The organism is Halorubrum sp. Atlit-28R, from assembly GCF_003665955.1.
Classification (GTDB): domain Archaea; phylum Halobacteriota; class Halobacteria; order Halobacteriales; family Haloferacaceae; genus Halorubrum; species Halorubrum tropicale.
On sequence record NZ_QPLS01000208.1, the window covers coordinates 1 to 468 of the forward strand.

Sequence of the window (468 nt, forward strand, 5' to 3'; positions counted from 1 at the left end):
TGAGATCGGGTGAACGAATATGACCGATCTCTGACTGGCACAGGAAGACCTGGAACGTCCACGACCGCTGCTAATCGATGGTCTGAAGCTTCTTCTGAGTCTGATTCTATGGTGCTCCCAAGGATTGCGAGACCGATCCGGAGGTAGTGTAAGCGGTCGGGTTCACTTATCACGGCTGCCGCTGTGAAATCAGAGCAAATCGGCGTTCCATCAAACATCGAGAAATTAGATTCCATTGTAAGGTCGATCTCTACTACTGTTGCTATTCGTCGTTCGCTGTGCTCGCCACGTCCTGTTCGGCTCCTCCGACGGTACCCATTCCGTTGGAAATTTCGCGCGTCCAGAACCCGACGAGGCCGTCACCTCCTTCAAGCAACCTGCGATCAAGTGCGTGATTGAAATATTCACATGAGGTTTCCGAGATGTGGATACAGGCATCGCAGGCTGCCCCCTCCGGATCTTCTGCAC

General features: G+C 53.0%; 2 pseudogenes. Both read right to left on the reverse strand.

What is annotated here, in order from left to right:
• A pseudogene (locus DVK06_RS19480) lies at positions 1 to 236 on the reverse strand (phospholipase); the annotation flags it as partial.
• A gap of 26 nt (positions 237 to 262) precedes the next feature.
• Positions 263 to 468, reverse strand: a pseudogene (locus DVK06_RS19485) (hypothetical protein); the annotation flags it as partial.